The sequence below is a fragment of the Desulfosediminicola sp. genome, from assembly GCF_048381775.1.
GTDB lineage: Bacteria > Desulfobacterota > Desulfobulbia > Desulfobulbales > Desulfocapsaceae > Desulfopila > Desulfopila ganghwensis.
Genome location: NZ_JBLXGE010000007.1, coordinates 246439 through 272086 on the forward strand (window position 1 = coordinate 246439; position 25648 = coordinate 272086).

The window sequence follows — 25648 nt, forward strand, 5'->3', positions numbered from 1 at the left end:
TCGGATATTTTTCGAGGGTTTACAGCTAAAAACCATCCTCCCTCTTTATATCTGGTACGCCCGAGAGGATTCGAACCTCTGACCTACGGATTAGAAGTCCGTTGCTCTATCCAGCTGAGCTACGAGCGCTCATAGATTGTAGATGTGTAGTGCCAACAAAGACAACACAGTCACGAGCGACATAATAACCAAACCAAAACAAAAAGCAACAGGTTCTTTTAAATTAATCGAGTCCCCTGATTTTTTTCCATACAGGGCCACTGTCAGTATCGATCACAGTTATCCCCTTAGCTGCCAGCTCTTCTCTTGCATCATCAGCAAGTTGCCAGTCTTTTTTTAACCTGGCCTGCTCCCGGCGCTGGATCAAAGCATTCACTTCCGGCGCCAGTGGACAACCCTGCAAACGAAAAATTCGCAGCACATCATCAATTTTTTTCAGGCATTCAAGAATATACTCTTTTTGGTCACGATCCAGATTATTGAGCAGGAGAATGGGATTGGTCCGATTGATAAAGATGTAAATCGCAGCCATCGCTTTAGAAACGTTCAGATCGTCATCCATTGCCTCGAAAAACTGTTCTTCCATGGCCGACACATAACTTGCAACTTCCGGATGCGGCTTGCCCGGCGGCAAACAGTGCAGCTTGCAGATAAATTCATCAATACGCCTCAAAGCCGTACGTACACTCTCTAACCGTTTATAAGAGAAGTTGATTGGCTTGCGATAGTGCACACTCAGAAGCATCAAGCGCACTTCCCTTGCGGTGAAACCCTTCGCCACCACATCGGCAAGAGTCACCACATTACCATTCTCAGCAGCCATCTTTTTCCCATCAACCAGGAGCATCTCAGAGTGCAGCCAGTATTTCGCCAGTGGTTTGTCCGTCAACGCCTCCGATATTGCGATCTCATTCTCATGATGGGGAAACATCAGGTTACGGCTGGAGGTATGGATATCCATCGTCTCACCGAGATTGCGAATTGCCATGGCAGCACACTCTACATGCCAGCTTGGGCGTACATTTCCCCAGTCTGTCTCGAAGAAGATACCTTTTTTCAACTCAGACAGAGTCGAACGCTTTAAAAGAGTAAAATCACGCGGGTTGTCTTTTTCATAGTCATCCAGATCAACTGTTTTGCCCAACTGAATCTTGCTAAGATCAACCCCGGAGAGCCGGCCGTATCTGGGAAATTTAGAGATATCGAAATAGATTGAGCCATTTTTTTCGTAGGCATACCCTTTATGCAGCAACTCATGGGCAATCTCGATCATGTCCTTTATATGCTCACTGGCCCGGGGGTAACCTGTTGCCTTCCTGGCACCCAATGCCTCAATATCTGATATAAACCCATCGATATAGCCCTGGGTAAAATCAGCCAGTGGCTTACCTGCCGCCTCTGCACCGGCGATGGTGTTATCATCGATATCGGTGAAATTCATATACGCTGATACCTCAAAGCCTTTAACTTCGAGATAACGAGTCACAAGATCCGAAAATACAAAGCGCCTGCAGAGCAGCAGGTTTGCCTCTTCATATGCGGTGGGGCCACAACTGTACAGGGTGACACTCCCCTCTTTTTGTGGCTCGAACAGTTCTTTTTTCTTGGAAAGAGTGTTGAAGAGATGAAGTTGAGATTCTTTTTCCTCTCTCTTTTTCGGAGGTGTAAAAAGCGGAGTACTGAGATACCGCTCACCACTATCCGGCAGCAGCACTACAAACATCCCACTCTCGACGTTTTTGGCATAATCCACCGCCGCAGACATGGCCGCACCGCTGCTCATGCCAACCAGCACTCCCTCTGTGCGCGCTAACCTGCGCACCATGTTGAAGGCATCATCATCTTCAATAGGCAGAATCTGGTCCGGCTGATTTTTATCATATATACCAGGACGATACGACTCCTTCATGTTTTTCAGACCCTGGATTTTATGTCCCCGGCCTGGCTCAACAGCCAGCACTTTGACATGGGGATGATTATCCCTGAACCATTTACTCAACCCCATGACGGTGCCTGATGTCCCCAGGGTTGCGACCACATGGGTCACCTTTCCTTCCGTCTGCCGCCAGATCTCCGGGGCAGTACCAACATAGTGCGCCCGCCAGTTGGCCTCGTTGTTGTACTGGTCGGTCATAAAGTAGCGATCGGGAAATTCCCTGGCCATTGCATAACACTTCTCTATCGCCCCATCTGTGGCGCGCCTGGCAGGAGTCAGTAGAATCTCCGCACCATAGGCTTGCATTATCTTACGACGCTCAATGGAGGCAGACTCCGGCATCACCAACACACAACGGTAGCCCTTGGCTGCACAAACCATAGCCAGGCCGATACCGGTATTGCCGCTGGTAGCCTCCAGCACGATCTTTTCCTTGGTCAACGCGCCGCTGGCCTCGCCAGCTTCGATCATGGAAAGAGAGATACGCTCCTTGACGGAGCCGCCGGGATTGGTGGCTTCCACCTTGCCGTAAATTTCTACACCAGGCTGGTCCAACAGCCTGTTCATGCGGACCAGCGGGGTGTTCCCAATTGCATCAAGAATTGAATCAAATAACATTGGCCAACCGATGATTTTGAACACACCACGATACATCTGTGATGGAGTTGTTGATAGATGAGCTTTCAGAGAGAAAACTTAAGAACCACATCCGGAAATAACTAATACTTCGTGGAAGATACAGCCTATCACAGTTGGGTCAAGTCATTTTTTGGGGGACAGGACCTGGCAAACCCTTTCTACTCGCGCTTGCAGGCTTTGGAAAGGTACCAGAGCCGGACCAGGGCCTCCCGTGATGCCTCATCCTCAATAAAGGACGACTGTTCCTCGAATTTTTCCACCTCATCCCGTGGTGGGGCAACGAATTTCAGCTTCGGCTCCTCAACCTTCGCCTTTCGGCTCTCATGGGGCAGAACAAAGCGAATATCCTTAATTTTGGAGTTTTTCAGATGACCATTAATAGTCTTTAAAAGCATTATTTTCTGGTATTGAAACTGCTGCATCCAGGCAGAGTTCTCCACCTCTATCCATAAAGTTTCTTTGACAATTTTTAACGGTTGGGCGTAGGTGGCAGTGGTCTCATCCACAACTTTTTCCCAGTCTGGAAAGATGGAGTGCATCTCGAGCCTGGCTTCCCAGCCGTTGTCCTTCATCACTCGAGGCAGAATTGCCGCCAGCAATTTTTTTGCGTTTTTTCTCTGTTCATCTCTCATAGGTAACACCAGACCAGAATATTTCATGAAAGCGCTGTTTTTTTCTGGCTATATCATGAAACACGATGTGATTACGCCTCATTTCGCCACTCTTTTAAGGGTAATACATATACCCGGCGGTTGCAGATCAGATTTGCATCGTGCGGCAACGTCTACCGATTTCGTACTCTTTATTATTAAAATTAACCCGTGCTTACTACAGTCCTACCCTTGACACCAGGATTCTGGAATCGATAAACACACGAAATACTCGGATCAGCAGATTTTCTTCTATCTACTTCCTTGCCAATCATTATTCAATGTTACACATGAAAAAACCCGCATCCCTCAGATGAGGGATGCGGGTCGCAAAACAACAGTGGCAAAATACTGCTGTGAAAAGATGTGCTAGTAAATGGTGAGGTAGTTCTCAAGTTCCCACTCAGTTACGGCGGTACGGAAACTATCCCACTCTGTCTCTTTAGCTTCGATATACTTCTCGAAGATATGCGGTCCAAGTGCTTCTTTAGCGATTGGGCTCACTTTAAGCTCTTCGATAGCCTCTTTGAGATTAGCAGGCAAAACGGTGATACCTTCTTCTTCCATATCTGCAGTGGTCATCTCGAAGATGTCCTTCTTTACCTCAGCTGGCGGAGCCAGCTCGCCCTTAACACCCTCAAGACCACAGCTCAGCATCATAGCCAGTGCCAGATATGGGTTACAGGCTGGATCCGGGCAACGGAGCTCGGTACGGGTAGAAATTCCGCGGGAAGCAGGAATACGAATCAGCGCAGAACGGTTGGAAGCAGACCATGCAGCATAAACAGGTGCCTCGTAACCAGGAACCAGACGTTTGTAGGAGTTAACCAGCGGATTGGTAACAGCTGCGAAACTACGAGCATTCTTCAAAAGACCGGCAATATAAGAGTATGCTTCCTTGGAAAGCTGCAGCTCATCGCTCTCGTCAAAGAAGGCGTTGGTGCCATCAAGCTTGAACAGGGACTGATTGGTATGCATACCAGAGCCGTTGATGCCAAAAATCGGCTTTGGCATAAAGGTCGCATGCAGACCGTATTTGGAAGCAACAGACTTAACAACCCATTTGAAAGTTACGGTATTGTCAGCTGCGGCCAGAGCATCGGCGTACTTGAAGTTAATCTCGTGCTGTCCTTCAGCAACCTCGTGATGAGATGCCTCAATCTCAAAACCCATGGACTCGAGGGTCTCGATAATCTCACGACGACAGTCATTGGCCATATCCTCAGGATCGAGGGAGAAGTAGCCAGCGGTATCGTTGGTGATAGTGGTCGGCAGACCATCTTCGTCACGCTCAAACAGGAAGAACTCAGCCTCGGTACCTACATTCATGGTGTAGCCAAGCTCTTTTGCTTCGGCAAGTACACGCTTGAGGTTCACACGTGGGCAGCCTTCGAACGGAGTGCCATCAGCTTTATAGACATCACAGATGATACGTGCTGCAGCAACACCGTCTTTATTTCTCCAAGGCAATACCGTGAAGGTATCATAATCCGGCTTGAGGTACATATCAGACTCGTTGATACGTACAAAACCGTCAATGGAAGAACCGTCAAACATCATATTTCCATCAAGAGCTTTACCAATCTGGCTCTTCGGAATAGCTACGTTCTTCATAAAGCCTAGAATATCAACGAACTGCAGACGGAAATACTGGATATTCTGGTCCTCAATAATCTGCAAAATTTCTTCCCTGGTCATTTCAGGTATCTCCTTTTTGTACTTATTTTTTTTTCTGCACTGCTCAACAACTACGCTCATTAATTGATTGGTGCTAAAATAACATTTCTGACAACCTTTGCAATAGCAATTTTAATTTTTGTTACACTTTTGTCATTTTTGATGCGCAAAAAAATGCGCACACAATGACTTAGTGTACGCATCAGACAACGTGGGATCTATTTTTCAGAGCGTCCGAGAGAGTAGAGCACCCCCTGGGTTATCTCCTGCTTGAAATCCTCATCCTCGACTTTTCTGCCCCGGGAGTCGAGAACATAAAAAACATCAATCAACTGCTCGACTTCCGTGGCAATAATCGCCTTATGTATATTCATGCCGAAATCAGCAAGCGTCTGGGTGATATGGTAGAGAAGACCAGGCAGATCTGCCGAATACACCTCGATGACCGAGTAGGTATCAGAACTTTCATTATCAATCACCACCCGCGGCTCAACCTTGCTCACAAGCTCATGACGCCTGCCGATAGTAGGTGCGAGCTTCTGATACAACCTGTGCCCGAGACCAAGGCGATGAACAATCGCCCTATCAAGATCATCATTAATGGCCAGCCAGTCTTTTTCGACAAAACTCAAGCCGTCTGTCGGTCGCACATCAAGAATATCCACAGCGGTATTATCATCCCAGGTGAAAATCTGAGCACGAACCACATTAAGATTATGCAGAGCGAGCACGCCGCATATTTTCGCCAGCAACCCCGGCCTGTCCATTGACATAACCAGAAGCGACCAGCAGTCATCACGATCACTGGCGACAACGAGAGACTTCTGGCGCACCAGCCCATAATGATCCCGGTGCAACCGGACATGATCACAAACGGTATCTGGGGAGAATGTCATCACATAATCAATCGGCAACATCTCCAGATCGACTCTCAGACCATTGCTCCCCTTAAGCCGCTCGGCTATCTGGGTTCGCAGCCACTCGGCATTCTGCTCCACATCCCCTTCAGACAAACCGGCCTCAACTTCAACCACCTCCATTGTCTCAATGGAGGAACGCACTTTAAAATACATCTCCTGCATAAGGGCGGCTTTCCAGTCACTCCAGGCGGAAGGCCCGGTGGCACGCGAATCCGCAACACTCAGCAGATAGAGCATAGACAATCGCCCCACATCGCCGATGGTTTCGGCGCAGCGCTGGATAAATGATACATCGTTCAGATCACGCCTGAGTGAATTTTCCGGGACAAAGAGGTGATACCGGACGAGAAAGGAAAGACATTCAATCTCTTCATCCGTAAAGGACATACGCCGCCCTATCCTGGCCACGACATCGGCACCCTCATCCGAATGATCACGCCCGGAACCTTTACCCACATCATGCAACAGCGCTGCCATAAACAGCATAGCCGGCATCTCAACCAACTCAAAAATACCCGGTTCAGCGTCAATCACCTTGCGAAGCTCAGCCACAGCCTGTAGCGAATGACGATCTACTGTATATATATGGTAGATATCGTGTTGAGCCAGGGTCTCGATTTTCTTAAACTCCGGAATGTATGCCGAAAGCAACCCGGTCTCCAGCATAACCTCCAGGATTGCGAATACATCGTCCGCCTCCTCGAGAATATGCACCAGCGCCTTTGACATGCGGGGCGAATGCCGCATCTTGTCATTTACCCGATCGAGGGATGACGCGATCAGCTTGCGGGTTCTATGATGCAGAAGCACGCCAGTGCGTGCAGAAGCGAGAAAAGCCCTCATCAACAATTGCGGCTTGGCCGCGATCTGCCTCGGCATCGCAGTGATATGCACACGCCCCCGACGGATCTCCACTCCCTTCTCAATCTCACGATCTGGGATCTGTTGAGCGCTTTTCGTAGCGAACCCGAGAACCTCGTCGACATGATCAAAGAAGAGATCGGAGGCGATGGCAATATTTTCCATATGCCCGTAGGTATCGCGCATGAACTGCTCGACCCCCAAAACACCATCAACAACCTGATACCCGAGCGCCTGGGCGACTTCTTCCTGCAACTCAAAATAAAGCTGGTCGTTCTTACGGCGCGAGCAGTAGTGGAGGCGATTCCGCAACTGGACCAGCGCATCCCAGGACTTGAGAAACTGATCCCGCTCATCCTCCAGCATCAGCCCGGCATCGCAGAAGTCCTCAACACCCTGGAGCCCGAACACAACCTGCGCCACCCAGGACATGGACTGGATATCACGCATCCCGCCCTTTCCCTCTTTTATATGGGGCTCAAGCAGAAAACTATGGCTGCCGTAACGATTACGGCGCCGCTCACGGTGCTCTTTCATCTGCTCGACAAAACTGCCGCGATTACCTGTCACAAACTTCTTACGATACGCTGTCAGCAACTCGTCAAAGAGGCTCTGCGACCCGTGGATAAGCCTGGCGTCGAGCATGGCTACCTGGAAAAAATAATCTTCCCCGGCCTGCTGCATCGATCGCTCCACGGTCCGAACACCGTGCCCGACCTCCAAACCGGTATCCCAGAGTGGATACAGTATCCCGTCGACCACAGCACCAATTCCGTCCTCCAGATCCTGATGATACAAGATCATCAAATCGATATCCGAAAACGGAAAGAGCTCACGGCGGCCATAGCCGCCAAGGGCCAACAGGGCAACCTGGTCCCCGCCCACATCCGGCTTCACCTTTTCAAAACACTCGACAATAAACTCGTCGACCAGACGGCTATGCTGCAGGAGAAGCTCTTTGCCGGTCAAGCCCTGCTCCCATAACCGCTCGAGAGCCTCTCTGTCTGCACGAAGCTGTACACTCATGAATTACACCGCATCCCGCCCTTCTTCACCAGTACGCACGCGAATAACCCGCTCAACCGGGGTGACGAATATCTTACCGTCTCCAATTTTATTGGTATTGGCGGCATTCCTGATCTTGTCGACTACCAAATCAACCTGGTCGGCCGGAACAACCAGTTCGATCTTAACCTTTGGTATAAAGTCGACGACATATTCGGCACCGCGATAAATCTCTGTATGCCCTTTCTGACGACCATACCCCTTCACCTCTGAGATTGTCATACCCTTAAGACCAACCTCATTCAAAGCATCCTTTACATCATCAAGTTTAAACGGCTTGATAATCGCTTCAATTTTTTTCATGGCTTCCCTCTATATTTGGCCCTGACCGGAACCACAGACTATCGCCTGCGGCTTCCGGTCAGAACATAATCATTTCATCATACAGCCAACCCATCTGCCTGATTCTCAATGCGACATAGTAGCCGACATCACTTCCAATAACAACACGTTGCAGCACAGTCAGGCAAATGATCGAAAATCGACCCGCTGAACGAAAACTAATTATTATAGGCCGTCTCCGAATGCTCAGAAGAATCCATACCAACGACCTCGGCCTCCTCTTCAAGCCTGAGACCAATAGTCGCGTTGATCACCTTAAAAAGCACCCAGCTCACAACAAAGGTATAGCCCCCTACAATCAGGATGCCCTTCACCTGAGCGACCAACTGAGCAACATTACCATAGAGCAGGCCATCAACTCCACCCGGATTTACCGCAGTTGAAGCAAAGATACCAAGACAGAGGCTACCCAGCAAGCCACCGATACCATGAATCCCCACAACATCCAGAGAATCATCCAGTTTAAACTTCGATTTTGAGTTCACCGCGATAAAACAGACCACGCCCCCCATAAGGCCAATCAATATCGCTGCATTCGGCCCTACAAAGCCTGCGGTCGGAGTAATGGTCGCCAACCCCGAAATCGCACCGGATGCCGCGCCAAGCGTAGTCGCCTTACCCTGGGTAATCCACTCCATCACAACCCACATGAACATCCCTGCCATACCTGCAAGATGCGTGGCCACAAAAGCGGTGGCAGCGACTTCATCTGCAGCAAGAGCCGAACCGCCATTAAAACCAAACCAGCCGAACCAGAGTAGTCCCGTGCCGAGCATAGTCATCGGCAGATTATGCGGCATGAAACTCGTCCTGCCATAACCGCGACGATTGCCTATCACCAGCACACCGGCCAAAGCTGCCGCACCACAGGTAAGGTGAACAACGAGACCACCCGCAAAATCCATAACCCCCATATTACCGAGCCAACCGCCCTTACCCCAGATCCAGTGACAAACCGGGTTATACACCAGAATCGCCCAAAGAACTGAGAAGACCAGAAATGGCACAAAACGAACGCGCTCAGCAAAAGCGCCGGTAATCAGCGCAGGAGTAATAACTGCAAACATACACTGGTATATCATAAACACGGTCTGCGGAATCGTGCTTGCATAATCAGGGCTCGGCGCAGTTGTCACACCATTCAGGGCAAACCAGGACAAATCACCTACAAGCCCTCCCACATCCGGGCCAAAAGCCATCGAATACCCAACATAAACCCACTCCAGAGAAATGAGTGCAATCAGAAAAAGACTCTGCATAATGGTTCCGAGTACATTTTTCCCACGAACCATACCACCGTAAAATAAAGCCAGACCCGGTGTCATGAGCATAACGAGCCCGGCAGCTGCCAAAATAAACGCTGTATCAGCACTATTCATCCAACCCTCTCCTTGTTGAAATTTTTTCAGCCGGAAACGCTCTCCAGGCACTTCCAAACCGCATCACAATTACATTTCTGTAATTTTTATTGTATTTTCAGCACGGAGGGTAACATAATTGAATCTTAAATCAATAATGAATTTTCGGCACACCAGGCAATGGACCACCTCAATTATCCCGACTTAACCATTATTTACTCCATTTTAACGATGAGATATCCAGTTTTTCACACGAACTATTATTTACTTTTTTGTTATATTTTAGTTTTAGATCTTACCAGATCCCCTTCTGGGGCGTTTTACTCCTTCCCTCCCCTTGAGTCCTTTCCACCTGCCGGTGCCATGTTAAATGCTGGTTAAAGAGCAGATCTCTGTTTCGAACGCGTTTACATTTGCCAACCATCGCAGTATTCTGGCCAGACCTGTCAAGCCACACCCCTCAACCAGATACATACATGACTTTTTAGGCAAGATTATGAACATACATGGAAAGCACTACAGAACCATCTGGCCGGAAATCGGGAAAGATGGTGTTGTCAACATCATAGACCAACGCCAGCTACCCCACTCCTTTATCGTAGAACAACTTTGCACCGTCGATGACGTGTTCAAAGCCATACGCGAAATGCACGTCCGCGGCGCCGGCCTCATTGGAGCGACAGCCGGCTTCGGCATGTATATAGCCGCCTGCAAAGCTTCTGACGATAGCTTCATGGAAGAGATGATCAAAGCAGGCGAGCATCTCAACTCCAGCAGGCCAACAGCAAGAAATCTTAAATGGGCAGTAGACAGAGTTCTTGCCGCACTGAGCCAGGTTGAATCGGCAGCGGCAAAACGCAAAGTTGCTTTTGACACCGCCTGTGCAATCGCCGATGAAGACGCTGATTTCTGCAAACGACTTGGAGAGCATGGTAAAGAGTTGATTGCCGAAATAAGCAAAAAGAAAGGCGGCAAGCCGGTCAACATCCTCACCCACTGCAATGCCGGCTGGCTTGCCTTTGTTGACTACGGAAGTGCCACAGCCCCGATTTATGCAGCACGGGATGCCGGCATCCCGGTCCACGTCTGGGTCGATGAAACCCGACCCTGGAATCAGGGCGCCAAACTTACCGCCTGGGAATTACAGCAGGAAGGTATCGACAATACGCTGATCACCGACAATGCCGGTGGCCATCTGATGCAACATGGTATGGTAGACATGGTAATCGTCGGCACGGACAGAACCACCAGAGCAGGAGATGTTGCCAACAAGATCGGTACCTATCTGAAAGCCCTGGCCGCCAGAGACAACAGCATCCCTTTTTATGTCGCACTACCATCTTCAACCTTTGACTGGACCATCGATAACGGGTATGATATTCCGATAGAAATGCGGTCAGGGGATGAGATTACAAAAATTTCCGGGCTCGATCCTTCCGGCTCTGCCAATACGGTAGCCATCGCTGCACCGGGCACCAAAGCAGCAAACTACAGTTTTGACGTAACACCCGCCAGGCTCGTTACAGAACTCATTACCGAGCGTGGCAGATGCAAGGCCGACAAGATGGCAATTGCCGAGCTGTTTCCGGAATACGCTCATCTTTAAAACCGCTTTCCTTTCCAAGTTACATTTTGCAATCATCACGAGCTGCAGGGACGGACTCCAGGCATATTTCAACCTGCAGCTTTTTTATGACGACACACGTCATGCACACTCATGTATGCTTGGCGATGCTACCATATCAGTACGCATGCCAAGGCTTCAGGCTGCCAGAAAAAACTCTGTCAGCTAACGGCACAAAACCACCAGCCACTGCCTGACACATCACAGCGCCATCATTGATTTCTTGCCAGGGGCCCAGGAACATTTGATCTGGGATTTCTCACAATAATCCCGGCCTAACTCATTCTGCTAATAACTCTAACCAGTCAACCCTATGAGCGAAAAACGGAAATTCATTCGACACAACGCCATTCACCTGCTGGACTATCTGGTTCTGGAAGATGACGGCACCAAGACGACCTATTCCATGGGCCGCACCATCGATGTAAGTGCAGGTGGAATTAAGCTGGAGACAGCGCATGAACATGAGCCAGGAACCCGCCTTGAAATAACGGTTGGCCTGGAAGAAGACCTGGTTGGCCTGATTGGGACGATAGTGTACTGCCGAGAGAAAATGGGGAAATATATTTCTGGAATTGCCTTTGAAGAACTTCACGGTGAACACAAGAGGGTCTACCAGAAATATGTAGACGCCTTTTTAGAGGTAAAAAAAGGGCAGAATCTAAATAGAGAGCCAATTAACTATTTGCATTCTCCGCGATCAGACGGATCCGAACGCGAAGAATTGCAGTTTTAGACGACCAGCTGACCTGCCAGAAACACCCGGCTAATTTTCATCTCGCCCATATTCATCTTCGAAACGGACGATATCGTCTTCGCCAAGATACGGCCCTATCTGCACCTCAATGAGCTCCAGAGCAATAACACCTGGATTCTCAAGACGGTGAACTGAGCCTGCAGGAATATAAACCGACTCGTTCTCATAGACCAGCAGCACCTCGTCCCCGTTCGTCACCCGTGCTGTCCCCTTGACCACAACCCAATGCTCATAGCGATGATGATGCATCTGCAGTGAAAGTTTCGCTTTCGGGTTAACAGTAATCCGCTTCATCTGATAGCGTTCCTGCTCTTCCAAAACCGTGTAATTCCCCCACGGTCTATGGACTGTCCGGTGGAATTTAAATTCCTTACGATTTTTCTTTTTCAGCTTGTTTACTATTTTCTTTACATCCTGAGCCCGCGAAAGGGGTGCCACCAATACGGCATCGGCTGTCTCAACTATCAGGGTATCCTCCATGCCGACAGCAGCAACCAGTGTATCGCCGGATCTAACGAGGCAGTTTCTGGTGTCTTCAAGCAAAACATCACCCTGACAAACATTACCATCAGCATCCTTATCCAGCACCTGCCACAGAGCCTGCCATGATCCTATATCACTCCACCCGAGATCCGCGGCAACAACTGATGCTTTATCGGTTTTTTCCATCAGGGCATAGTCGATCGAATCGCTTGGGCATTGTTCGATCACGTCGGGATTAAATCGAAAAAAAGCTCCGTCTCTGGTTCCAGTCGCAACCGCTTTTTTCATGCAGTTATAAATTTCAGCCGCATGTTGTGCCATCTCGTCTTTAAAAGCTGTCAGCGAAAAGGCAAACATACCACTGTTCCAGAAATAATTGCCACTGAGGCAATACTCCTGAGCCACGGCCAGGTCCGGCTTTTCCTTAAATGATCGAACCCTACTCTTCTCTCCGCGCTCTATATAACCATAGCCCGTTTCAGGGTGTGTCGGCTCGATTCCAAAAGTGACAATAGCCCCTTTTTGAGCGAGTTCGGCTGCATGGCCTACGGCCTCACAAAAAGCATCTACCTTCAACACCACATGATCTGCCGGCAATACCAGCATCACAGCATCATCGGCGATATTTGCCGAGCAATATTCAACCGCCCCGCAAATAGCCGGAGCCGTGTTACGGCCAGTGGACTCAAGAAGGATAGTAAATTCCGGAAATACACCAAGCTCCTCGATCTGCATCGTGGTGGTAAACCGATGCTCCTCTCCCACCACAATCACCGGTGGCAGGACATTATCAAGCGCATGTATTCTCAAAAGAGTGGTCTGCAGCAGGGAATGTTCGTTGGTAAGCTGCAACAACTGCTTCGGATACAATTCACGCGAAAGTGGCCAAAGCCTGGAACCGCTTCCGCCAGCTAAGATGACAGGTTGTATTTTTGGCACAGATGCACCTCGTATTTTTGGCATTTTGTTTATATCCCTCTACGACCAGAAGTTGGAGATGCCGGCTAAGCACCCTCGATAAGAGCCAATAACTCTCCTGTCTTCTGCCGGAGTAGCTCTACATCACCTCTGGTTTCCACATTGAGCCGCAACAGGGGTTCGGTATTCGATTTTCGCACATTAAACCGGAAGTCTGAGAATTCTACCGACAAACCATCAATATAGGTTTTCTTTCCGTCAGAATATCTCTCTTCAATAGCCTGAATTACCGTATCTGCATCAGCTACTCTACGATTAATCTCTCCGGAAACCGGGTAGGCGCTCATTCGCTCGGTCACCAGCTCTGATAGTTTACGCTTATCAATACTCAGCTGAGCGCAAACCAGAAGCCAGGGAATCATGCCCGAATCGCAGTAGCCAAATTTCCTGAAGTAATGGTGCGCAGACATCTCACCGCCATAAATGGCATCTTCTTCTCGCATGCGCTCTTTAATGAAGGCATGACCTGTTCTGGTAATAACCGGTATCCCCCCCGCCTGCCTGATAACCTCTTCACTGTTCCAGGTGAGCCTTGGATCGTACAGAATTTTGCTGCCGGGCTCCTGGACCAACATCTCCTGGGCCAGTAATCCGACAATGTAATACCCTTCTATAAATTCCCCTCGCTCATCCCAGAAAAAGCATCGGTCAAAATCCCCATCCCAGGCAAGTCCGAGATCCGCCCCGGTCTTCCTAACCATCGCCGCGGTTTCCTCTCGATTTTCCGGCAATAGGGGGTTTGGCACACCTTTTGGGAAGGTGCCGTCCGGTTCATGATTCAAACGTATAAATTCGAATGGCAGATGTTGTTCCAGCAGATCAACTATTGCACCAGCGCAACCATTGCCACTGTTCACCACAATCTTCAGCGGCTTGAGCTGAGCTGCGTCTACATAACTGAGGAGATGATCTATATACGGAGTTTTATCCTCCAGCGACGACTCTCGTCCATGCCCGTCTTTCTTACCGGACAAACCACCCTCGTTTATAAGCCGGGCCATTTCCAACAGACCGGATTCACCGGTGACCGGCCGTGCACCCTGAACCACAAACTTCATGCCATTGTAATCAGCAGGATTATGACTTGCGGTAACAATTATTCCACCGTCAACACCTGAGCCCTGCATTGAAAACGCTGCATGGTAGATCTCTTCGGTACCGCAAAGCCCTATATTTACCACGTCCACTCCGCTTTCGAGAAGACCGGCAATTAGTGCACCAGCCAACTCCTTGCTGCTCAACCGGATGTCATAACCAACCGCAACACGCTGAACTCCAAAAATTTTGCTATAAGCTCGCCCAATCTGCCTGGCCAGATCAGGGTTCAACTCTTCCGGAACTTTGCCGCGTATGTCATAGGCCTTGAAACAGGCCGGAATTTTATCTACCATAATACCATTTCATATTTTATTTTGGGCGGTTATACTATCAAATTGATTATGTGATATACTCGATAGTATAAGAAATTCAAGCCAACATCAACGACCAAACCTAAACTCCTGAAAAAACACTTCTTATGAAAGGAATAATCCTTGCCGGAGGCTCGGGAACCCGCCTCTACCCTCTCACCCGTGTCGTCAGCAAACAGCTTATCCCGGTATATGATAAGCCAATGATATATTACCCACTTTCCGTGCTGATGCTGGCGGGCATACGTGATATTCTGATCATTTCCACACCGCATGACCTGCCGGGTTTTGAAGACCTCTTTGGCGACGGCAGCCATCTGGGGCTGAGAATCAGCTACGAAGTACAGCCAAAGCCAGAGGGACTTGCCCAGGCCTTCATCATAGGCCGGGAATTCATCGGAGATGATTCGGTTTGCCTTATACTTGGTGACAACATCTTTTTCGGCCCCGGTTTTTCACGTATTGTCAAAAGCGCAGCACAACTCACTGAAGGCGGCCTGATTTTTGGTTACCTGGTAAAAGATCCAGAGCGATACGGCGTGGTTGAATTCGATGAAAAAAATCAGGTATTCGGCATTGAAGAAAAACCGTTCAAGCCAAAATCAAAATATGCAGTTCCCGGCCTCTATTTCTACGATAATAATGTTCTTGAAATCGCAGAAGGGATCACACCATCTGCACGGGGTGAGCTGGAAATCACCGATATAAACAACGAGTACCTGAGGCGCGGTAAACTCTCTGTAGAACCCCTTGGCCGCGGCTTTTGCTGGCTCGATACCGGTACCCATGAGTCGCTTATGCAGGCTTCCAACTATGTGCAGGCGGTTCAGGAACGCCAGGGGCTAAAAATTGCCTGCATAGAAGAAATCGCCTTCCAACTCGGCTATATCACCTTGGACCAACTCAACAGCCTGGCCGAAGACATGCTTAAAAACCAGTATGGTCAGTATATCAGGGAAATATCCTCAGAATTTCAGATGCGTTAAGATCTATGAAAATTGTTATTACCGGAAGTACCGGACAGCTCGGCCGCGATTGCTGTGCGCTGCTCGCTGAAAATCACCAGGTGATTGGCTGCAACGCCCCACGTATGGATATCAGTGACGCTGCAACCATCAACAGCCATATTGCCCGGCACCAGCCCGAGGTATTGATAAACTGCGCCGCCTACACTGCAGTTGACGCCTGTGAGACCGAAAGGGAACACGCCTGGAAAGTAAACGCGCTCGGGCCTGAATTACTGGCTAAGGCCAGTCACGAGCATAACTTCAGGCTGATACATATCTCGACAGACTACGTGTTCGACGGCTCCCTGCCTGCTCCTGAGGCGTACACAGAAAATGATTCAACCAACCCGCTTTCCGAGTATGGAAGATCCAAACTTGCCGGCGAAGAAGCTATAGCGCGCTATGCAGAAGATTACGTTATTTTACGAACGGCCTGGCTCTATTCAGCCCATGGCAAAAATTTCCTGAAAACAATGCTGCGTCTGGCACTTGCCGACAAGGCCGGCAAACTGGCCAACGGAGTACGGGTAGTCCATGACCAGTACGGTTCACTCACCTGGTCGTACACCCTGGCGCAACAGATAGAGCGCTTGCTGACTTCAGACATCAAGGGAATCGTCCATGCAACAGCCGATGGCTACTCCACCTGGTTTGAAGCCGCGCTATACTTTCTCATGAAAATGGGCATAGAGCATAATTTCTCCCCCTGCGCTACCAGCGATTATCCAACACCTGCCCACCGCCCTGCCAATTCTATTCTCGCCAACAGCCGGCTTGATGGCGCTGGCATCTCCACTTTTCGACACTGGCAGAAAGATATCGATCGTTTTGTGAATCATCACAGGGAAGAACTTCTGAAAGAAGCTGAAACTTCATTGGGAATATAGAGCTACTCAGGAGAGTGGGAGTAATCGGAACAGATGGTCTCCCCCTCTCACCTCACTCCGCTCTCCAACCTCTATCGCTCAGGACTGAAAGCTGAATTTTTTCAGGAGTTGATCGATATACTTGCTCACCTCTGTGGTAATTTTGTGTATTTCGAAGCCTGCTATATAAAAGTGCGGATTTTCGTCCTGTTTGCACCAACGACTGGTTGCGCTGAAAATGAGCTCATCCTTGTCAGCAATTTCAGTCGGTAACCGCATACGCAGTCTGTATTTCTGATCGACCGAAACCGGTTCATCACAGATCAGCATCATCCCCTGGTGGGAGATGTTGACAATATGGCCGACAACCCTGTTGCTCATGCCATCAAAAACCCGTAAATAGAATACGAGGTGCATCCTCTCCAGGGCACGATTTTCCCCAAGTGGTTGCTTTCCTCCCGAATCTGCTCCATGCTCAACCATTATCAGATCCCTCACGACAAGCTGACGAGTTCAACCTCTCCTGCTGCGCCTATTACCTCACCACAGATAACCACCACTCCACGAATGTCAGGAATGGACTTTGCGACAGCAAGCGCCCTGTTCACTCCTTCCTTGCCTCCTTTACCCTTGCCGACCTCGTTGCCCAACCTCGTGGCGGCCGCATCTGCAAGCGCTGTACTTTCTGCCAGCACTGTGACAGAATCGGCATCACCGAAGCTCAAGGAATGCCCCACCGTACCTGAAGAAGTGCACACTCCGCAGGGCATCCGCCCTGCAGCTATTTTTATCCCCACATTATAGCTCAAAGGTGACTGACCGGCAAAGATGGCTATCCTGCTGTCCTTTTTCCGGCTTAAAAAAATATCACCGCCGTTTTCTACAATGACTTCCGTTGCCCCCTCCCTCAACAAACCATTACCCACATACTCTGCCAAGGTACCGGCCACCGCTGCCATCGGCCCCACCTCCGTGGCCCGGGCGGCGACCAGCATCTGCCGTATAAGGGCTGGCGCCGACTCATCGACAGGTCGTGGTATCAGCGAAGTCGCAAATTCAGGAAAGCGATCGATATAAGACTGCAACTGCAACCGTGCCTGTAGCACCAAATCCCTGGCTGCATCCTCATCCATGCGATCGCATGAGATATGAAGATCTGTCTCTTCAATACAGACCCTCGCAGAGCTCAGCTCGCTGACATCCGCCACCAGGCGATAATCGCGCTGGACATATGACTCTGGAGCTCTCACCTGCTTGCGCTTTTGCGGAGTATCACCCATGCAGTCCCTGCCCCCTCATATTATTTCTCAGTATTTGCAGCAGCTTTTTCTCCAGCTTCCGCCTTACCCTTTGCAGTCTCCCCGCCTGAATTAAAAAGAGTCGAAGATATCGGCTTCAGGTAACCCTTTACTGCATCGAGGGTAATGGCCGGCTCCCGCCGTTTTAAAGCTTCACGCACCTCTTTGCTGGAAATCAGGTCCCGGGTGACCTCTGACGCTGCGTTCAAGGTGTCACAACTTTGGCAATCGCGGGTCATTTTGCTTTCCGGTGAAAGAACAGCTCCCAGGACCATATGCATCAGCACGACAATGATCAGTGCCTTGCCAAAACCGAGAACCGCACCGAGAATACGATCAAACCAGCCGACAATAGAGACTTGAATGGTGTGCGCCAGCAACTTTCCAAACAAAAGTATTATGATATAGGTAACTATGAAAAGTATGACATAGCTGGCCAGAAAGACAATTTCGGGGTTATCGGATAAATCTCGCAAAAAGGGAAAGAATTTGTCATGATACCGACTAGCCACAATGTAGCCAAGATAGAGCGCAAGCAAGCCAGTTATCTGCTTGATAAAACCAAGCCAGATGCCGCGTCCGATCAAAATGGCAAAAAGTGAAAGAACGACAATATCATAGGCTGTCACACCAGCGCCACCATCCATAATATACCTCTGATAAAGTTACAGAAAAGACCGGGATAACCGGAATAAACAGTGTCTATTAGTTAGCAGCCTGCATACAAATTGCAAGTTTTTTTTCCAACACCTGCCAATGTGCAACACTCCGATGTTTGTTAATATTTTTCCTAAAAATCTTCTTGGCCTGATTCGACTCCTTAACCCCCGCCATCGGTTTCAGGCTGTTATGCTGCCCATTATGGCTCTTGGTGAATATCAGCAGATATGCAGCAACATACCAGCAAAGCTGCACAGCCTCAACAAACAAGAGCTCTCTGAGGCCACCTCATTTAAACTTGAAAAACGCCAAAAAGAGTGGCTCACCGGTCGAGTTTGTGCCAAAACGGCATTTATCCAATATCATAATAAGTTTGCCCAAAATGACCGCCTGTTCACCCCCCGGGAGATACTGATAGGGAACGCCGCCAGTGGCCGTCCCCTGCTACAGGTACAAAACGCTCAAACACCTCTAAAAGTTGATCTGTCCATATCACATGGTGCAGACTTTGGAGTTGCCTTGGTTGCGGAGACTCAATGCGGCATAGACATCCAACGCTCCCAGGATACCCTGCTCAGGGTACGTGAAAAATTCTGCTGGCCTGAGGAAGAAGAGGTACTCTGTAAAAATTTTGGAGATCTTTCGGAACTCATGCATCTTACCCTTCTATGGACGGCAAAGGAAGCTGCCAAGAAGGCACTCAGCAGTGAGCGGATGCCAGGTTTTCTCGAACTCATACTCACCCAGGCCGAAGCGCACACCAATGGTTGGCAATTAAGTTTTCTCATAAGCTCAAGGTATTTTGACAACTACCCATTAACCATAGATGTCGGCATCGAGCTCTATGACGGCTACGCCATCGCTTTCTGCATTCTGCCCAAATAAAGAATCCTATGCCAGAGTTGCCAGAAGTAGAGACCATATGCCGTGGTATCAGACCGCATATTAATAACAGGGAAATCATAGCCATTTCCCATAGCGGCAAAGATCTGCGTCAGCCTCTGCCCATAACAGAGATGCGCCTTCATATGATTGGGGCGAGAGTATCCTCAGTCACTAGACGTGCGAAGTTTCTCATGGTTGAGATGGATAACGGCACCATATTGATCATCCACCTTGGCATGACTGGCAATCTCGGCATCTTTTCACCGGAAACACCACCCGCAAAGCATTGCCATGTGCAATTTCTGCTCGATAACGGTATGGAACTACGCTACACAGACGTCAGGAGGTTTGGTTCAATGAACCTGGTTACAGCCCGGGAAGTGCCAATGCTCGAAGAGACCTTCTTCCGCACATCCGGACCGGAGCCGTTCAGCGATGCATTTAATGCCAAATATCTCTACGATCTGTCCCGCTCGCGTTCTATCCCGGTCAAGACCTTTCTCATGACCAATCAGGTGGTCGTCGGGGTTGGCAATATCTACGCCAACGAAAGCCTCTTTGAGGCTGGTATTCGTCCCAACCGCAGAACTTCTACTATCCCCCAAAAAAAGTGGACGGTTATCGTTGAAAAAATTCAAACGGTTCTGCAACACGCCATTGAGTGCGGCGGATCCACAATCAGTGACTATGTCAATGCCGACCAGTCCAGTGGCTATTTTCAGATTAATTTCCAGGTCTATGGCAGGGAAAACCAACCTTGCAGGAGATGTGAAGGAACCATAACAAAGTCTGTTATCGGTGGCAGAGCCAGCTACTATTGTCCCGATTGCCAACACTAGTGCAACATGCGGTTAGGCACACTCTTGGCACCACAACATACAGTTCACAGCCAAAAGGGGCCGTGCAGTTTGCACTGCACGGCCCCTTTTGGCGCTGGCGTAATTCAAACGAATTACTTCTTCATCTTACGGCGAAGACCGGCAAGACACACAAGGCCGGTGCCTAAAAGAAACATAGTTGCCGGATCGGATACTGGAACAGGGGCAACATCAGCCATGTTGACAAGGTACTTGCTTTTATCGAAACAACCAGAGTTGTACCATAACGAGACGTTAACCGTGTCAACACCAAAATCCGGGTTCATCATCATGAGGCATTTATTGTCATTGAAGTTGAACTGTGAAGCAGAGTAGATTCCGGAATCGTACTTGTAGCCATCAACCTTATAGTAAAATCCGAAGTCAGTACCGAAGTCATCATAATTATCCACTCTTATATTACCACCAACTGGATTTTTCACTGTTACTTGAAGGTCGTAGTTTGAGCCGTCGAAGGTAAACGACGCAACAGCAGTATTTCCCAAAATATCAATGTCATAGAAGACCGATGCCTCGGTGTCGAGCATATTGCCGTTTGCGGTAAAAATACCGAAAGAAATCTCATCCCAGCAGTCACGATCAAAAGTAATGCCGAAGTTGACGGTACCATCGGGGCCTGCAGTTAAATCCGACAGTGACCAGCAGGAAATGAGACTGTTAGCGTAAGTTAACGTTGAGGCTAAGGTTAAGCACCCTGCTAACAACAAAGATTTAACAAACATCCTGGATTTCATAATTTCATCCCATAGTCATTGTTAATGAAAATTGGATGCTGCACTCCACATTCAGTTTTTGCAGGAATTTTGGATATGAGCAATATTGGACCCAAAACGGCAAAATGCAAGAAACGGCAAAGTGACAGAAACGATTTGATATCAGGTGCCCCAAGCCACGCGGGGCACCTGATTTTGTTTTCTAAGAGTAGCTTAGGGCAGCTTTAAAAATAATCCAAGGGAGAAAAAGCCTGACTAATTACATGCGTAGTTTTAACAGGATGTTGGAAAAATTTTTTTCTAACTACCAGCAATCCAATGTTGGCGCTCTGGAATGAGACCAATGTTGTGAGGCATGATACATATGGAAGTTCAACAAACGGCGAAGATTGACAGGCTGGTTAAATCAAAAGCAGAATTCACCCAGATATTGAGGTAAACGGCTATGGATTATCCAGTGACATATATCGGTAATGGAATTTTTCACATTACCAATTATAGTGCTCAACCGATCAAATACTCGAAAGTCTGGATCAAACTGCCCCCCCTGCCAAAACGTATAAGCAGTGGAGGGCCTTTCTTACTCGTGAGGATAGCAGCGATAAATGGTGTTTTTCCTTCAGCACCCCGTCTTCGCTTTCCACCAGAGCAATTGCCGCCCCAATAGACTTCATCATCCTACACAAAATTTTTAAGCGGCAGGGAATCGTCATAAATTTTCATAACCATCTGCAGATTATACTTGGTCCGCATGGCAGCAGTAGCGGAGATACTAAGAATACGTCGTAGTTTCAGAGAAGAAATGACTTCCTTTGATCGACTTGTCTGGGTGGCACATAGTGTGCACCCAGACAAACAAAACGTTAGGCTGAACTTTAGTGGTAATCAGATTGTTTTTGAAGAGTTGCTCTCAATTCAGGATAGGTGATAAATACCTTGCAAATTAGTGAGTTCAACTAATTCAGAATGACGGATATAAAACAGTGTTTCTTAAAAGTTACATTGAAAAGAATAGATCTCCCCTCTTTCATAGACCAACTCCTATAACGCAAAAAGGCCTGCAGCGAATCGCTGCAGGCCTGATCTAAAACCAAACTAAGGGATTATTGATTACTTCTTTCTTCTTCTCCAGCCTGCGATACCAGCAAGGCCAGAACCAAGCAACAACATAGTGGCTGGCTCGGGTACAGGAGCTACGTCGGCAGCCTGAACGACATATTTCAGTTCTTCACCGTAATACAATTGAAGAAAGACAAGTTCGTTATCCAGATCTGCCACCATGTCCATGGAGTTGTCACCCTCATTATTATTGAAGGCTGGATCAGAGAATATCCAACGACCGCCATCTGCTTCCCGGTAAAAATAGAAGCCGAACTCCGCGCCAAAACCATCATAGGAATCAGATGGTTGCACCAGGTTTCCTGTGTTGTCTCTCAGGCTCACAACAACATCATACTCCGTACCATCCCATGTAAATTCTACCGCTGCTGTGTATCCAACTGCAGTACCGGGCTCAAAAATTGGGATAAGCGTGTCAATCGCGGTGTTACTTGGATCGGTTGTATTGAAAATTCCAAAGGTAATGTTACTGTTTGAAGCATTGTCAAAAGTAACACTAAAGTTTGCAGTACCATCCGTACCCGTTGTAAGATCTGTCAAGGTCCAATATGGATACCCATCTGCCATTGCTCCGCCTGCGGTAAGCAGTATGCTTGCACAGAGCAAAAACACCCACCTGACAACCTTTCTTTTCATAACTTCCTCCCTGGCTACCTGACCTTTTTGAATGTTATAGAAATTACAGGATGTAAAAGATACACCCCCCCTTTCTAACAGTTTGAAAATCATTACATATGCCGTCCTCCCCCATTTGAATCATTAACGAATCATCCAATGGCCCTTTATTACGATAACCAAGCCATCTAACACAATGATCCGACATAACACCTGGGAACTCGACACTTCCAAGATTGGAAAAGACAATCCACTCTCTCAAGAAAAATGTGTTTGTTTGAACCTTAGAGAGTTATAAATGCCTACCATTCCAGTACTTATAACAATTGCAAGAAACCCGCGACTATTGCTCCTTTTAAAAGTTAGGTATACGCTCTACCCAGCATACACCAACACCCACCTTGCGACAACACTTATTAGTTAGGCAAATGGTTTTTTTACATTTACCTGCCAGTGGGAGTTGGATTTTTTTACTATTGGAAGATGATACGGGAGGGTAAATTATTTTGGATCTCTGCTAGGAAAAACGCGACGTCGAAAAGATCTGATACCCCTCATAAAGGGTGAAAAAATAATATCAGCGCCCTCCTCTACCAAAGTGCACTGTTTTCACTGTGTGAAAAATAACCAGCAGGTCCAAGGCAAATGAAATATTCTTGAGGTAGTACAAATCATTTTCCAGTTTACGCAGGCATCTTCATTTGATGCTGCGTAAGGGTAACACACTTGAGCCCATCCAGTGACACCTGGCTTAACCACATGCCTGACAGAGTAATAAGGTATCTCTTTCGCAAGCTCCTCTAAGAAACGGTACCGCATAATAAACACCAGCAAGAATAATACACCCAATTCCGAATCCTACAAATATCTTCGTTACCTTTTTGAGAAGTTGCCATTTGCAGTGACAGTTGAGGATTACAAGAAGTTGCTGCCGTCCATGATAACTCTGCAGATGCTGCAGGAAGTCACTCAAGTCAGTTCTGTGTAAGGTGGTTGAGTCCGCTATAGGAACCACTTATCCTAGTACAGTTGGTGAAACGCTTACGTTGCTGTATGGAAAATACAGATGCCAGAAATCTCCCAAAAGAAGTTCAGCAGCACAACAACAGGGATCAAGCTATTCGGTTGTCATTTCTAGAATTGACAGTGGAGGGAAATTTGGCGGACAACGCTACGGAGTAAAAGGGGCCGCCCAATGTTCCAGCTGTATAAGGTCAGCCTTGAACTTCATGATATCGAACATTGTAGCTCCAGAGCCTGCACTCCAAGAACTACTCGCTTGACCGCTTCAACCGCACCGTAGTTGACAACTCCTTCCGTGCTGCTTTCAGGAAAAAGCTGCATGAATCTGTTGAAGCGTTGCAGAAGGATTCTGCAGGAACGTCTCACTATCTCAATCATTAGCGGCCTCAGCGAAGGCATCGCCATCAACCTAGATCGTAGGCTTACTGAAACGTTTGACAAAACAGAGAACCACCTAGATGGCAAACTACGTAGCTCCATTGATATGATAAGGAACTATCAACGCCCTCCTCTACCGAAGAGCACTGTTTTCACAGTATGAAAAATTACCAGAAAGTCTAGAGCAATGGAGATATTTTTAATGTAGTATAAATCGTATTCCAACTTACGCAGCGCATCTTCCTTGGATGCTCCGTATGGATAGCAAACTTGAGCCCATCCGGTGATACCAGGTTTGACAACATGCCGAACAGAGTAATATGGTATCTTTTCTGCGAGGTCATCGATAAAAACCTTCCTTTCCGGCCTTGGCCCCACCAGGCTCATTTCCCCTTTTAGTACATTGATGAGTTGGGGCAATTCATCAATTCTTGCTTTTCTTATGAACCTTCCAAACGTCGTAACCCGATCATCATTCTCCTTGGCCCACACCGCCCCATCTTTTTCAGCATCCTGGCACATGGACCTGAACTTTATTACTTGAAAAAGCTTCCCATTCTGACCGACTCTTTCCTGCAAATAAAAGACAGGCCCCTCGGACTCCCACTTTATGATTATGGCGGAAATCAACATTACCGGAAAAGAAATGACAAGTAAACCTGCTGCCATTAGGATATCTATCAGCCTTTTAGTGAAATACTTCCAAACGCTCAAGACAAAACCATCTGCAAAAATGATCCAACTGGGATCTATCCGCTCAGCAAGGACCTTTCCAGTGATCCTCTCATAAAACGTGATACCCTGCTCAACAGCTACTCCTCTGAGCTTCCAGGCAAGCAAGGTACGAACAGGCATGGTCCCCCTGCGCTCATCCGGTGCGACCACTATACGCCTGATGGTTAACCCTGGATAAGCCTTCTGCAAATCTTCGAGACTTGCTATTAGTGGGACTTTATAGGGATTAAATTGGGGTTCATCTTGTCCAATAAACGCCAACACCTTGTATTCTGAGTCATGTTTATGCTCAATCTCCCGGGAAATGTCATCGGCCAGTTTGCCAGTACCAACGATAACCACTCCGTTATGAAATAACCTTTTTCGAAGAACGTAATAATACAGTGCTCTGTAGCTCAACAGCACTGCACCCGTCGCCACAAACCCAGACCAGAATATCAGGGTAGTGATCGTAAGAAACGGTATAGCATAGTATACCCCTGCCAGGATAATACATCCTACCCCAAAGGCTTGTGCCAGGCGGGTAGCTGTATCAGGCATACTCTGGTGCTTGCTCAACTCATATAGGTCAAAAAAATACAAACATAGCAAAAAGACAACTGTCACCAACAGCGCCTGGCCTGTGTAAAGTTGCCAATCGGTAACGAAAAGATCATACCCCTTGAACCCCAGGCACATGAGCATCATAGAAAAGAGAATGAGCAATCCCTCACCCAGTAAAAACATAACATTTCTAACTGAATAATACCTGTTTAGGATGTATGGCATATTT

At 48.1% G+C, this 25648-nt stretch carries 21 protein-coding genes, 1 tRNA gene and 1 pseudogene; 6 read left to right on the plus strand and 17 right to left on the minus strand.

Features of this window, described 5'->3' with window-relative positions; translation table 11 throughout:
• Positions 1 to 52: 52 nt before the first annotated feature.
• The 7 genes from ACN5NT_RS13700 to ACN5NT_RS13730 form a co-directional block, all read right to left on the minus strand.
• Positions 53 to 129, minus strand: a tRNA-Arg gene (locus ACN5NT_RS13700).
• A gap of 94 nt (positions 130 to 223) precedes the next feature.
• Positions 224 to 2554: a cysteine--tRNA ligase gene (gene cysS / locus ACN5NT_RS13705; protein WP_419175788.1), complete on the minus strand. Its 2331-nt coding sequence runs from the start codon at positions 2552 to 2554 to the stop codon at positions 224 to 226.
• Positions 2555 to 2733: 179 nt separating this feature from the next.
• On the minus strand, positions 2734 to 3207 hold the full coding sequence (locus tag ACN5NT_RS13710) for a DciA family protein (RefSeq protein ID WP_419175789.1): 474 nt from the start codon (positions 3205 to 3207) through the stop codon (positions 2734 to 2736).
• A gap of 387 nt (positions 3208 to 3594) precedes the next feature.
• A complete protein-coding gene (glnA, locus tag ACN5NT_RS13715) occupies positions 3595 to 4923 on the minus strand; it encodes a type I glutamate--ammonia ligase (protein ID WP_136795739.1) in 1329 nt (442 codons plus the stop codon).
• A 197-nt stretch (positions 4924 to 5120) separates the two neighbouring features.
• Positions 5121 to 7709 (minus strand): [protein-PII] uridylyltransferase, encoded by a 2589-nt coding sequence (glnD, locus tag ACN5NT_RS13720; protein WP_419175790.1) that lies wholly within the window; start codon positions 7707 to 7709, stop codon positions 5121 to 5123.
• A gap of 3 nt (positions 7710 to 7712) precedes the next feature.
• Entirely contained in the window at positions 7713 to 8051 is a 339-nt protein-coding gene (locus ACN5NT_RS13725; protein WP_419175791.1) for a P-II family nitrogen regulator, read from the minus strand.
• Positions 8052 to 8248: 197 nt separating this feature from the next.
• The gene (locus tag ACN5NT_RS13730; protein ID WP_136795742.1) at positions 8249 to 9469 is read right to left on the minus strand and encodes an ammonium transporter; all 1221 of its coding nucleotides are present in this window, start codon (positions 9467 to 9469) and stop codon (positions 8249 to 8251) included.
• Between the two features lie 475 nt (positions 9470 to 9944).
• On the opposite strand from ACN5NT_RS13730, the gene mtnA reads away from it, so the two are divergent.
• Positions 9945 to 11054 carry an S-methyl-5-thioribose-1-phosphate isomerase gene (mtnA, locus tag ACN5NT_RS13735; protein ID WP_419175792.1) on the plus strand — a complete coding sequence of 370 codons (1110 nt, stop codon included), beginning with the start codon at positions 9945 to 9947 and terminating at the stop codon, positions 11052 to 11054.
• Between the two features lie 331 nt (positions 11055 to 11385).
• Positions 11386 to 11808 (plus strand): PilZ domain-containing protein, encoded by a 423-nt coding sequence (locus ACN5NT_RS13740; protein WP_419175793.1) that lies wholly within the window; start codon positions 11386 to 11388, stop codon positions 11806 to 11808.
• Between the two features lie 30 nt (positions 11809 to 11838).
• Here the strand turns inward: ACN5NT_RS13740 and ACN5NT_RS13745 are convergent, their stop codons facing one another.
• Both ACN5NT_RS13745 and ACN5NT_RS13750 read right to left on the minus strand, forming a co-directional pair.
• On the minus strand, positions 11839 to 13275 hold the full coding sequence (locus tag ACN5NT_RS13745) for a mannose-1-phosphate guanylyltransferase/mannose-6-phosphate isomerase (RefSeq protein ID WP_136795745.1): 1437 nt from the start codon (positions 13273 to 13275) through the stop codon (positions 11839 to 11841).
• Positions 13276 to 13316: 41 nt separating this feature from the next.
• The gene (locus tag ACN5NT_RS13750; protein ID WP_136795746.1) at positions 13317 to 14681 is read right to left on the minus strand and encodes a phosphomannomutase; all 1365 of its coding nucleotides are present in this window, start codon (positions 14679 to 14681) and stop codon (positions 13317 to 13319) included.
• A gap of 125 nt (positions 14682 to 14806) precedes the next feature.
• On the opposite strand from ACN5NT_RS13750, the gene rfbA reads away from it, so the two are divergent.
• On the plus strand, positions 14807 to 15685 hold the full coding sequence (gene rfbA, locus ACN5NT_RS13755; protein WP_136795747.1) for a glucose-1-phosphate thymidylyltransferase RfbA: 879 nt from the start codon (positions 14807 to 14809) through the stop codon (positions 15683 to 15685).
• 5 nt (positions 15686 to 15690) lie between these two features.
• Positions 15691 to 16593 carry a dTDP-4-dehydrorhamnose reductase gene (gene rfbD / locus ACN5NT_RS13760; RefSeq protein ID WP_136795748.1) on the plus strand — a complete coding sequence of 301 codons (903 nt, stop codon included), beginning with the start codon at positions 15691 to 15693 and terminating at the stop codon, positions 16591 to 16593.
• 78 nt (positions 16594 to 16671) lie between these two features.
• On the opposite strand, the gene ACN5NT_RS13765 is transcribed toward rfbD, so the two are convergent.
• The 3 genes from ACN5NT_RS13765 to ACN5NT_RS13775 are packed head-to-tail and all read right to left on the minus strand — an operon-like array spanning position 16672 to position 18517.
• On the minus strand, positions 16672 to 17055 hold the full coding sequence (locus ACN5NT_RS13765) for a PilZ domain-containing protein (protein WP_136795749.1): 384 nt from the start codon (positions 17053 to 17055) through the stop codon (positions 16672 to 16674).
• Positions 17056 to 17066: 11 nt separating this feature from the next.
• Positions 17067 to 17852, minus strand: a complete 786-nt coding sequence (locus ACN5NT_RS13770) for a UPF0280 family protein (RefSeq protein ID WP_217907623.1) — start codon at positions 17850 to 17852, stop codon at positions 17067 to 17069.
• 20 nt (positions 17853 to 17872) lie between these two features.
• Positions 17873 to 18517 (minus strand): CvpA family protein, encoded by a 645-nt coding sequence (locus ACN5NT_RS13775; RefSeq protein WP_136795750.1) that lies wholly within the window; start codon positions 18515 to 18517, stop codon positions 17873 to 17875.
• A 124-nt stretch (positions 18518 to 18641) separates the two neighbouring features.
• Here ACN5NT_RS13775 and ACN5NT_RS13780 point away from each other — a divergent pair, with 124 nt between their 5' ends.
• Both ACN5NT_RS13780 and mutM read left to right on the plus strand, forming a co-directional pair.
• Positions 18642 to 19415, plus strand: coding sequence for a 4'-phosphopantetheinyl transferase family protein (locus ACN5NT_RS13780; protein WP_419175794.1), 774 nt, complete (start codon positions 18642 to 18644; stop codon positions 19413 to 19415).
• Positions 19416 to 19423: 8 nt separating this feature from the next.
• Entirely contained in the window at positions 19424 to 20254 is an 831-nt protein-coding gene (mutM, locus tag ACN5NT_RS13785; RefSeq protein ID WP_419175795.1) for a bifunctional DNA-formamidopyrimidine glycosylase/DNA-(apurinic or apyrimidinic site) lyase, read from the plus strand.
• Positions 20255 to 20367: 113 nt separating this feature from the next.
• Here mutM and ACN5NT_RS13790 read toward each other — a convergent pair whose 3' ends face one another.
• From ACN5NT_RS13790 to ACN5NT_RS13810, 5 genes and pseudogenes are all read right to left on the minus strand, one after another.
• Positions 20368 to 21027, minus strand: coding sequence for a PEP-CTERM sorting domain-containing protein (locus ACN5NT_RS13790; RefSeq protein WP_419175796.1), 660 nt, complete (start codon positions 21025 to 21027; stop codon positions 20368 to 20370).
• Between the two features lie 1089 nt (positions 21028 to 22116).
• The gene (locus tag ACN5NT_RS13795) at positions 22117 to 22761 is read right to left on the minus strand and encodes a PEP-CTERM sorting domain-containing protein (protein WP_419175797.1); all 645 of its coding nucleotides are present in this window, start codon (positions 22759 to 22761) and stop codon (positions 22117 to 22119) included.
• 556 nt (positions 22762 to 23317) lie between these two features.
• A pseudogene (locus ACN5NT_RS13800) lies at positions 23318 to 23556 on the minus strand (sugar transferase); the annotation flags it as partial.
• Between the two features lie 411 nt (positions 23557 to 23967).
• A complete protein-coding gene (locus tag ACN5NT_RS13805) occupies positions 23968 to 24141 on the minus strand; it encodes a hypothetical protein (RefSeq protein WP_419175798.1) in 174 nt (57 codons plus the stop codon).
• Positions 24142 to 24261: 120 nt separating this feature from the next.
• Positions 24262 to 25644 carry a TIGR03013 family XrtA/PEP-CTERM system glycosyltransferase gene (locus ACN5NT_RS13810; protein ID WP_419175799.1) on the minus strand — a complete coding sequence of 461 codons (1383 nt, stop codon included), beginning with the start codon at positions 25642 to 25644 and terminating at the stop codon, positions 24262 to 24264.
• Between the last annotated feature and the right edge of the window lie 4 nt (positions 25645 to 25648).

What these genes read in the sequence shown, in the direction of transcription:
- cysS (WP_419175788.1), bottom strand. Translation starts at nt 2,554, where the DNA reads ATGTTATTTGATTCAATTCTTGATGCAATTGGGAACACCCCGCTGGTC.
- ACN5NT_RS13710 (WP_419175789.1), bottom strand. Translation starts at nt 3,207, where the DNA reads ATGAGAGATGAACAGAGAAAAAACGCAAAAAAATTGCTGGCGGCAATT.
- glnA (WP_136795739.1), bottom strand. Translation starts at nt 4,923, where the DNA reads ATGACCAGGGAAGAAATTTTGCAGATTATTGAGGACCAGAATATCCAG.
- glnD (WP_419175790.1), bottom strand. Translation starts at nt 7,709, where the DNA reads ATGAGTGTACAGCTTCGTGCAGACAGAGAGGCTCTCGAGCGGTTATGG.
- ACN5NT_RS13725 (WP_419175791.1), bottom strand. Translation starts at nt 8,051, where the DNA reads ATGAAAAAAATTGAAGCGATTATCAAGCCGTTTAAACTTGATGATGTA.
- ACN5NT_RS13730 (WP_136795742.1), bottom strand. Translation starts at nt 9,469, where the DNA reads ATGAATAGTGCTGATACAGCGTTTATTTTGGCAGCTGCCGGGCTCGTT.
- mtnA (WP_419175792.1), top strand. Translation starts at nt 9,945, where the DNA reads ATGAACATACATGGAAAGCACTACAGAACCATCTGGCCGGAAATCGGG.
- ACN5NT_RS13740 (WP_419175793.1), top strand. Translation starts at nt 11,386, where the DNA reads ATGAGCGAAAAACGGAAATTCATTCGACACAACGCCATTCACCTGCTG.
- ACN5NT_RS13745 (WP_136795745.1), bottom strand. Translation starts at nt 13,275, where the DNA reads ATGCCAAAAATACGAGGTGCATCTGTGCCAAAAATACAACCTGTCATC.
- ACN5NT_RS13750 (WP_136795746.1), bottom strand. Translation starts at nt 14,681, where the DNA reads ATGGTAGATAAAATTCCGGCCTGTTTCAAGGCCTATGACATACGCGGC.
- rfbA (WP_136795747.1), top strand. Translation starts at nt 14,807, where the DNA reads ATGAAAGGAATAATCCTTGCCGGAGGCTCGGGAACCCGCCTCTACCCT.
- rfbD (WP_136795748.1), top strand. Translation starts at nt 15,691, where the DNA reads ATGAAAATTGTTATTACCGGAAGTACCGGACAGCTCGGCCGCGATTGC.
- ACN5NT_RS13765 (WP_136795749.1), bottom strand. Translation starts at nt 17,055, where the DNA reads ATGGTTGAGCATGGAGCAGATTCGGGAGGAAAGCAACCACTTGGGGAA.
- ACN5NT_RS13770 (WP_217907623.1), bottom strand. Translation starts at nt 17,852, where the DNA reads ATGGGTGATACTCCGCAAAAGCGCAAGCAGGTGAGAGCTCCAGAGTCA.
- ACN5NT_RS13775 (WP_136795750.1), bottom strand. Translation starts at nt 18,517, where the DNA reads ATGGATGGTGGCGCTGGTGTGACAGCCTATGATATTGTCGTTCTTTCA.
- ACN5NT_RS13780 (WP_419175794.1), top strand. Translation starts at nt 18,642, where the DNA reads ATGTTTGTTAATATTTTTCCTAAAAATCTTCTTGGCCTGATTCGACTC.
- mutM (WP_419175795.1), top strand. Translation starts at nt 19,424, where the DNA reads ATGCCAGAGTTGCCAGAAGTAGAGACCATATGCCGTGGTATCAGACCG.
- ACN5NT_RS13790 (WP_419175796.1), bottom strand. Translation starts at nt 21,027, where the DNA reads ATGAAATCCAGGATGTTTGTTAAATCTTTGTTGTTAGCAGGGTGCTTA.
- ACN5NT_RS13795 (WP_419175797.1), bottom strand. Translation starts at nt 22,761, where the DNA reads ATGAAAAGAAAGGTTGTCAGGTGGGTGTTTTTGCTCTGTGCAAGCATA.
- ACN5NT_RS13805 (WP_419175798.1), bottom strand. Translation starts at nt 24,141, where the DNA reads ATGATTGAGATAGTGAGACGTTCCTGCAGAATCCTTCTGCAACGCTTC.
- ACN5NT_RS13810 (WP_419175799.1), bottom strand. Translation starts at nt 25,644, where the DNA reads ATGCCATACATCCTAAACAGGTATTATTCAGTTAGAAATGTTATGTTT.